Origin of the sequence: Hymenobacter sp. AT01-02, assembly GCF_000961955.2 — a bacterium.
Classification (GTDB): domain Bacteria; phylum Bacteroidota; class Bacteroidia; order Cytophagales; family Hymenobacteraceae; genus Hymenobacter; species Hymenobacter mucosus.
In genome coordinates this window covers 1-855 of record NZ_JZIR02000262.1, presented here as the reverse complement: position 1 = coordinate 855, position 855 = coordinate 1, and the positions used below count along the sequence as shown (strand labels likewise).

At 48.5% G+C, this 855-nt stretch carries 1 protein-coding gene; it reads left to right on the top strand.

Annotated elements, in window-relative coordinates; all coding sequences use genetic code 11:
* Positions 1-608: hypothetical protein (locus VI25_RS25545; protein WP_052695871.1), on the top strand; the 608-nt coding region annotated here is incomplete at its 5' end.
* Positions 609-855 lie beyond the last annotated feature (247 nt).

Genomic DNA, 855 nt, shown 5'->3' with positions numbered 1-855 from the left:
TCATGAAACTTGAACTACCGATGGCGGCGCGCTTTCAGGACCAGAACTTGGTACGAGGGCATTTCCTGAAGCGAATCACTGTGCAGTGTCCTTCCTGTCAGAAACGGGCGGAAATAGAAACAGACCTGGAAACGTATCACAGCGTCTTCCGTTGTAGCAACTGCCATCACCATCTGGCCAAAGATCTCGTCTACTATGATCTGAGCCTGAAAGTGTATTGTAATCAGTGCGCCCATCGCATCATCCTGGAAATACCGGAGGTCAAGACCAAGAAGCAAGCCATCAAAGTCCGGTGTCCAGAATGCGGAGATGTACAGTCGTACCAGCCCTCCTATACGCAACACGTTGGCTACTCCATAGCGATCGGCGCGCACGACCCGTTCTTTGGTCTTCCCCTCTGGTATCAGGAACCCTTCAAGGACCAGTTGCTGTGGACCTATAATCCGGAGCACCTTTTGTATCTGGAACAGTACGTGGGGGCCAAACTTCGGGAGCGGAATGCCCGACGCTATATGACCATCGTCGAGAAGCTTCCCCAGTTCATCAAAGCGGCCAAAAACCGAGAGGCCATCTTAAAACGGCTCCAACAAATGAAGCTCAAGGCCTAGCATTATCGCTATTTCAGGTACAGTGTACTATAAGGCAAACCTGCGTTTATGTAAGGATACAGTAGTTGGGTAGCTATACATTGCATGTTGTTGCAACACTTCTTTCTTTTGCTGAAGTGATATATAACGATTGTCTGCAGGCATTTGTAATAGATAGATGTCTTGTGATAAACGTTATTAAGCCATTCCTATAGGTTCGAGTCCCGTCTCTGGTACTTTTTAGCCTTCGGGCTAGTCAGAAGCCCCA